The 7,943-nt window shown below is 39.8% G+C and carries 6 protein-coding genes and 1 riboswitch; of the genes, 2 read left to right on the plus strand and 4 right to left on the minus strand.

Features of this window, described 5'->3' with window-relative positions; all coding sequences use genetic code 11:
* The first annotated feature begins 91 nt into the window (after positions 1–91).
* Positions 92–604 carry a gamma carbonic anhydrase gene (locus V7077_RS23025; protein ID WP_215044243.1) on the plus strand — a complete coding sequence of 171 codons (513 nt, stop codon included), beginning with the start codon at positions 92–94 and terminating at the stop codon, positions 602–604.
* 189 nt (positions 605–793) lie between these two features.
* On the opposite strand, the gene asnB is transcribed toward V7077_RS23025, so the two are convergent.
* A complete protein-coding gene (asnB, locus tag V7077_RS23030) occupies positions 794–2,698 on the minus strand; it encodes an asparagine synthase (glutamine-hydrolyzing) (RefSeq protein WP_335506307.1) in 1,905 nt (634 codons plus the stop codon).
* Between the two features lie 504 nt (positions 2,699–3,202).
* Positions 3,203–4,402, minus strand: coding sequence for a methionine adenosyltransferase (metK, locus tag V7077_RS23035; protein ID WP_335506309.1), 1,200 nt, complete (start codon positions 4,400–4,402; stop codon positions 3,203–3,205).
* Positions 4,403–4,713: 311 nt separating this feature from the next.
* Positions 4,714–4,852: riboswitch (SAM riboswitch) on the minus strand.
* Between the two features lie 263 nt (positions 4,853–5,115).
* Between metK and pckA the strand changes: the two genes are divergently transcribed.
* On the plus strand, positions 5,116–6,702 hold the full coding sequence (pckA, locus tag V7077_RS23040; RefSeq protein ID WP_335506311.1) for a phosphoenolpyruvate carboxykinase (ATP): 1,587 nt from the start codon (positions 5,116–5,118) through the stop codon (positions 6,700–6,702).
* A gap of 80 nt (positions 6,703–6,782) precedes the next feature.
* On the opposite strand, the gene V7077_RS23045 is transcribed toward pckA, so the two are convergent.
* Together V7077_RS23045 and V7077_RS23050 are read right to left on the minus strand one after the other, a co-directional pair.
* On the minus strand, positions 6,783–7,025 hold the full coding sequence (locus V7077_RS23045) for a DUF2584 domain-containing protein (RefSeq protein ID WP_335506313.1): 243 nt from the start codon (positions 7,023–7,025) through the stop codon (positions 6,783–6,785).
* A gap of 34 nt (positions 7,026–7,059) precedes the next feature.
* Positions 7,060–7,854: an alpha/beta hydrolase family protein gene (locus V7077_RS23050; protein WP_335506315.1), complete on the minus strand. Its 795-nt coding sequence runs from the start codon at positions 7,852–7,854 to the stop codon at positions 7,060–7,062.
* Positions 7,855–7,943 lie beyond the last annotated feature (89 nt).

Consider the following 7,943-nt stretch of genomic DNA (forward strand, 5'->3'; position numbering starts at 1 on the left):
TAGACTTATTTGTTATACCAGATTTATTTTTTGAAAACCACTTCTATAATTCGCTAAAATATACTTATCAATTACAAAGGAGCGAACCCAATTGATATACCCCTTTAAAGATAAATATCCGTTAATTGCTAAAACTGCCTTTATCGCCGATTATGTCACCATCACGGGCGATGTAGAAATAGGCGAACAGTCCAGTGTCTGGTTTAATTCCGTGATTCGAGGCGATGTTGCCCCAACGAGAATAGGTAATAAGGTTAATATTCAAGATAACTCTATCTTACACCAAAGTCCTAATAACCCGCTAATTTTAGAGGATGAAGTGACAATCGGCCATCAGGTCATTCTTCATAGCTGCATTGTAAGAAAAAGAGCTTTAGTTGGAATGGGATCCATTATTCTTGACCAAGCAGAGATAGGAGAAGGTGCCTTTATTGGCGCCGGGAGTCTTGTACCGCAAGGAAAAAAAATCCCCCCTAATACTTTAGCATTTGGCAGACCCGCAAAAGTTATTAGAGAATTAACGCCGGAAGACAAAAAAGATATGGAACGTATTTATACAGAATATGCTGAGAAAGGGCAGTATTATAAGTCATTACAATCTTAAGAAATCCGGATACTTTGTTAAGCCCCGACAAGCACAAGACGAGCCGGCCGAAAGGTTGTTCTTTAACCTTTTGGACGGATTGTCCTAAATGTGGAGGCAACTGCTCTGGACAATTCTCCAGGTAAAAACTTTTATTCTTTCTTACCTATTAACAAAAGCACCCAAAAAGTTTTTTTGGGTGCTTTTTTATTAATGCTTTACTGATTGTAACTCTTTTTGAAGGGCATAATCACGTTGAAAAGAATATACATTTTCAACATATACTTGATGCCAAACCATAAACATAAGCACTGTCCAGATCTTCCGGCTGTTATCTGCTTTGCCCTGACAGTGATCTTCGAGTAAACCCAACACATATGATTTATTGATTAGATGGTCCGTATTGCTTTCGCGGATAATCTTTTTAGCCCATTCGTTCATTTCGTTTTTCAACCAATGACGAATAGGAACAGGGAATCCTAATTTTTTACGACTAAGAACATGTTCAGGTACTACCCCTTCAGCTGCTTTACGTAAAATATATTTGGTTGTACCATTGGCTGTTTTTAAGCTGGTTGGAATTTTCGAAGCCACCTCAAACACTTCTTTATCTAGGAATGGTACCCGAAGCTCAAGCGAATGAGCCATTGTAACTCGGTCAGCCTTGAGCAAGATATCGCCGCGCATCCAAGTATGGATATCAATATATTGCATCCGGTCAACTGGGTCATACCCATTGGACTCTTGATAAAGAGGCTTAGTGACATCCAAATAGTTTAAACCTTCACGGTAAACATTTAACACATCACGTTTTTCCACTTCGGTAAACATCTTCGCATTTCCAATGTAGCGTTCTTCCATTGGGGTGACGCCACGCTCAATAAAGCTTTTTCCTCTCATTCCTTCAGGCATCATTCCGGCAATGCCTTTTAATAAAACTTTCCCGACTCTTGGGATTTTATTAAATACCTCTAGTGACTGTGGCTCCCGATAGATATTGTAACCGCCAAATAATTCATCGGCACCTTCACCGGAAAGAACAACCGTTACATGTTTACGAGCTTCCCTTGCGACAAAATAAAGAGGAACACAAGCTGGGTCAGCAAGAGGATCATCCATATGCCACATGATTTTAGGAATTTCATTCATATACTCTTCAGGCGTAATAATGTAACTGATATTTTCCACTCCGAGCTTCTCAGCTGTTTCTTTAGCCACATCAATTTCACTGAAACCATTGTGTTCAAATCCAACCGAGAAAGTCTTAATAGCGGGATGAAATTCTTTTGCAATTGAAGCAATAATAGATGAATCAATACCGCCCGAAAGGAACGAGCCGACTGGAACGTCACTGCGCATATGCTTCTCTACTGAATCAAATAGTACATCACGAATTTCCTTAATAAAATCAGCTTCTGATTTCTGAACAGGCTGAAAATGAGCTTTCCAATATTTTTTCATTTCCATTGGAGCGCCAATTTTTTTGGTAAAATAATGTCCTGGCTCTAACTTTTTAATTCCCTCAGATAAAGTTTCCGGTTCAGGAACAAATTGATAGGTCAAATAATGCTGTAAGGCATCATAGTTGAGGACATCATTCTCTAATGCCAGCAAAATACTCTTTTTCTCAGATGCAAAAAAGGTTCTTTCGCCGTCTTCCATATAAAAGAAAGGTTTAATTCCAAATGGATCACGCGCACCATAAAGGGTTTGTTCCTGCTTATCCCAGATGACGAACGCGAACATTCCGCGCAATTTTTCAACCGCTTTTTCTTTTAAGTGGCTATAAAGAGCAATGATAACTTCTGTATCCGAACTTGTAGCAAATGACAGTCCTTCTGCCAATAACTCTTCACGAAGTTCAACATAGTTATAAATTTCACCATTAAAAATAATCCAATAACGCTCGTTTTCATATGTTAGCGGCTGATGTCCACTCTCGATATCAATAATACTCAAACGGCGGAAGCCAAACTGGATATGGTCATCGTAATAAAAACCATCATCATCCGGTCCGCGATGGGTTATTAAATCGTTCATATTTTTAAATAGTTGTTTTTGTTCATCACTATAGTTTTGTGTTTTGTCGTGTACACAACCGATAAAACCACACATTATGTACCTCACCTACTCCAATTCATATTAAATATCTTCTAAAAAACATCTCTCTTATACTACCACTATTATGAAAAAAATGGCACTGTGAACATTAGGAAAAATTAAAACACCCTCATGACTCAATTGACTACCCTTGAGACGCTTTTTTCTCTTTCTCGGTCGTCAAGAGCCTCCATTGTCTACCCTTGGGGCGCTTTTTGCTCTTTCCCGGTCGTCAAGAGCCTCCATTGTCTACCCTTGAAACGTTTTCTCTTTCTCGGTAGTCAAGAGCCTTCATTGACTACACTTTGGGGTGCCTTTTTCCCTTTCCCGGTCGTTAAGATTCTCCATAAATTGCGGACAAATCCGCAATTACAAAAGTTTATCATGTTTAATCTATATCGCCAAGTTATCCTTCATTTTTCACTTCTTTGTACCTACCTAAACATAAACAAAGCAGCATTTTATCGGATGAAGAATAAAAAAAAGGGAGTTACATACAAGATGCAACTCCCTTTTGAATTATAGATTTGCCTGCTGGCGTAATGTTTCTGCTTTGTCAGTGCGCTCCCATGGAAGATCAACATCCGTACGTCCAAAGTGGCCGTAAGCTGCTGTTTTCTTGTAGATTGGGCGGCGAAGGTCAAGCATTTTAATAATACCAGCTGGACGAAGATCAAAGTTTTGTTCTACTAAGTCAACTAATTGCTCTTCATTTATTTGGCCTGTACCAAATGTATCAATTGAGATGGAAACCGGTCTTGCGACACCAATTGCATAAGCAAGCTGAACCTCAACCTTATCTGCTAATCCTGCCGCCACAATATTTTTGGCCACATAGCGCGCAGCATAGGCAGCTGAACGGTCAACCTTTGTAGGATCTTTACCGGAGAATGCCCCGCCGCCATGACGAGCATATCCGCCATAGGTATCAACGATGATCTTACGGCCTGTTAAGCCCGCATCGCCCTGGGGCCCGCCGATAACGAAACGGCCTGTTGGGTTAATAAAATATTTTGTGTTTTCATCAATGAGTTCCTTTGGAACAACAGGATTGATGACATATTCTTTCACATTTCGCTGAATCTGTTCTAATGTAATTTCCGGGTGGTGCTGTGTAGAAATGACAATCGTATCAATTCGAACTGGTTTATCATTCTCATCATATTCCACTGTGACTTGTGTTTTTCCATCGGGACGCAGGTATGGAAGGATATCCTCTTTCCGTACCTCCGTTAAACGGCGTGCAAGTTTATGTGCCAGTGAAATCGGAAGCGGCATAAGCTCTTTTGTCTCATTACAAGCAAAACCAAACATTAAACCTTGGTCTCCTGCACCGATCGCTTCAATTTGTTCATCTGACATTTGACCTTCACGAGCTTCAAGGGCTTGGTCAACACCCATCGCAATATCAGGAGATTGTTCATCAATTGAAGTTAAGACCGCACATGTCTCCGAGTCAAAACCATATTTCGCACGATTATAACCGATCCCTTTAATCGTTTCACGGACGATCTTTGGAATATCTACATAGGTTGATGTGGTGATTTCTCCTGCTACTAAAACTAATCCTGTCGTTACCGAAGTTTCAGCGGCAACACGAGCATTAGCATCCTTAGCTAGAATGGCATCTAAAATGGAATCAGAAATTTGGTCACAAATCTTGTCAGGATGACCTTCAGTTACTGATTCAGAAGTAAACAAACGACGTTTTGTTGACATCTGAATTCCTCCTTATTATGGAATAAAGTGAGGTTAGCTGTTTGGGTTTTATGTATACCTGCCGTTTAACCTCGAGTTGATACGGAACTCATTCCCTTAGTAGTATGAAATAAACATGGGATTATTATTATAGAAATGTAAAAGTGCCTTGGTGCTTGTACCCATACAAAATTCTATTTTTAGTATACTCCCCTTGAAGTTTATACGATGGAATAAAAAGTACAATTATGTAACATAGCACGTAAATAAAACAAAAAACCTTTCCATCATAATGAGGAAAGGTTAATAGCAAAAGTTTTGCGTGCCTTTCACTCTTATCGTTCAAGGTCAAGCCTTGCTTCAGGTTTAGCACCTTTGCCCGAAATACCGAACTCTATCGGAGTCCGCTTTTTTCGTTTGCAGGTTGCTGGGTTTCATAGGGCCTGTCCCTCCACCAGCTCGGGATAAGAGAGTATCCGTTCAAGGGTAAATCATAACCTACTCCTTTAAACAATGTCAATCAATTTATATCAAAATTTTTCCTAAATGAGTAAATTGTAACTTTTACAAATGAATACTTTCTTTTCATTGAAGCACTTTATACAAGCCTTTTGTCCCTCTATGCAAAAATAAATACTTAAATATTCACATAATTTCACTTATTAGTATAGACTATTAAAATAAATGTGTTATACTATTTAACAAATAATCCTAGTAAAGGAAGGTTTCAGTAAATGAATTCTGTTCATATTCCAACTGAATTAAATCAATTGATACATGAGAGTCATGCCCAGGTACAGCTATCCGTCCCGCAATTAGTTGAAAAGGTATTAGGAAGAAAGGAAGGAACTCTAACTTCTACCGGCGCTGTCAGTGTTTCCACCGGAAAATATACCGGGAGATCACCACAGGACAAATACATTGTAATGGAAGAGTCTACCAGGAATAAAATAGCGTGGGGCTCAACCAATCAGCCTATTTCTGAGGAATCTTTTACCAGTCTTTACCATAAAGTACTTGATTACTTAAGACTCCAAAATGAGATCTATGTATTCAAAGGGTTTGCCGGAGCGGATAAAAAGTCCCGACTGCCAATTCAAGTCATTAATGAATACGCCTGGCATAACTTATTTGTTCAGCAATTATTTATTCGCCCCACAGAAGAAGAGCTGCTGACACACGATGCAGGATTCACCGTCATTTCTGCTCCAAATTTCAAAGCGGACCCTGTGATTGATGGAACTAATTCTGAAACCTTTATTATCATCTCTTTTGAACGAAGAATTGTCCTAATCGGCGGCACGGAATATGCTGGGGAAATGAAAAAGTCCATTTTTTCAGTCATGAACTATTTACTGCCTGAAAATAATATTTTCTCGATGCATTGTTCAGCTAACGTTGGCAATGAAGGAGATGTGGCTCTGTTCTTTGGATTATCTGGAACAGGCAAGACTACACTTTCAGCGGATCCTAATCGCCGCCTAATCGGGGATGATGAACATGGCTGGTCATCTAACGGCGTTTTTAATATTGAAGGCGGTTGTTATGCAAAGTGCATTAATCTTTCTCGTGAAAAAGAGCCGCAAATTTTTGATGCGATTCGGTTTGGGACCGTTCTGGAAAATGTAGTCCTCAATATGGAGTCGAGAATTCCAGATTATGATGATAATACCCTGACAGAAAATACAAGGGCAGCTTATCCAATGGAGGCAATTGACAATATCATTCAGCCTAGTATCGCTGGTCATCCTAATACGATTGTTTTTTTAACGGCAGATGCCTTCGGCGTATTGCCGCCAATCGCAAAATTAACTAAGGAACAAGCTATGTATCACTTTTTAAGTGGTTATACGTCTAAGCTTGCAGGTACGGAACTTGGTGTAACATCTCCGGAAGCGACCTTCTCGACATGCTTTGGTGCACCGTTCCTTCCACTTCCAGCGACACGTTATGCTGAAATGCTTGGCGAAAAAATTCTAGAGCATAACGTGAATGTCTTTTTAGTGAATACCGGCTGGACAGGCGGAGAATATGGAAGTGGGAATAGAATGAAGCTATCCCATACCCGGGCAATGGTTCAAGCAGCTCTTGAGGGAGAACTAAACCATGTAGAAACCGTAAAAGATAGCATATTCGGGCTAAATATACCAGTTCATATTGCAGGGGTTCCAGATGAGGTGCTGCAACCTAATAAAACGTGGACAGATCCATATACCTATGAGAAAAAAGCAAAGGAACTAGCCGCAAAATTCCGGGAAAATTTCAAAAAGTTTAGCCATGTTTCGAAAGAAATTGAGGAAAAAGGTGGACCATTACAATAGTCTTACCAATAAGGAAGCCCATATCTATTCCGATATGGGCTTTCCTGCACTTATTCTTACCTTGTAGTAAAACTCCGAGGTTAATTCGTAGTATTTAGGGATACTAATTGATAGGTTACGGTTGTTGTATTTTTTTGCCATTCCACTTTTTTTATTAGCGCCGTTCCACTTGAATCACAGTCAATTGTTTTTTTGACATCAATCGGAATTTCAATAGGGTAAAGTCTATATCCTTCTTTTACTAACTCAAAAACATTCTCCTCTATCCTTTGCTCCCTGCCTTTAGTCACAATCATCGTATTCATTTCAAGAGGCATACCCATACATATCCGCTCCTCCGTTTATATTACCTTTATTTTAACATCTTTTCGAGTAATTTTTCATCCACTTTGATAAATCATGGACCACTTTTCTGTTTACTGCCGGAGGAAAATAGTGAGTAAACTCTTCAAAGTACCAGCAGTCTACTTGTTTATCTAGTGATCTCAGCCTTCTCTCCAGCCGGTGAGCGTGCTCGACTGACACATTTTGATCCTGAACACCATGAATAATAAGGATTGGGGCATCTATGTTTTCAAGCTCATATAATGCTGTCCTTTCTTTATACCGTTCCGGATATTTATCGGGAGTACCTCCAATAACTCTTTTCATCATCCTCCGTAAATCTTTTCGTTCCTTATACGTAAGGGTCATATCACTCACACCTCCCCAGGTAACGATAGAAGCCGCTTCGGGAAATTGAATACCTGTCCATAAGGCCATAACACCCCCGCGTGAAAAACCAAAGATATGAATATCCTGAACCCTTGGAAGTGATTTCAATACCTGATAGGCAGCATAGGCATCTTCTCTGTCTTCTCCTGCAAAATCCTCATTACCTTCTCCCCCTTGGTTCCCCCGGTAGTATGGTGCAAAAACGATAAATCCTTCTGAGGCAAACTGAGCAATCCTCGCCGGTCTGACTTTGCCGACATTTTTAATTCCGCCTCTTAAATAAAGAAAACCGTCCAGGTTCCCCTCCTGTATAGGTACAGCAAGCATCCCCTTCACTTTTAATCCATTTGAGAGATACGTAATCACTTGTAATTCAACTTTTGGATTTGGAGAAGGAAAACGACTCATCTCTATAATCCTGCCATTTTTTTTGTCCATCAATCGTCCATCCTTATATTTTTGACTGTGTTAAGGGTTATAGTTGACTTTTATCACGTTGATTGGAGCGGAAGGCGGCGAAGACTCCT

The sequence above is a fragment of the Neobacillus vireti genome (assembly GCF_036962465.1).
Taxonomy (GTDB): Bacteria; Bacillota; Bacilli; order Bacillales; family Cytobacillaceae; genus Neobacillus; species Neobacillus vireti_B.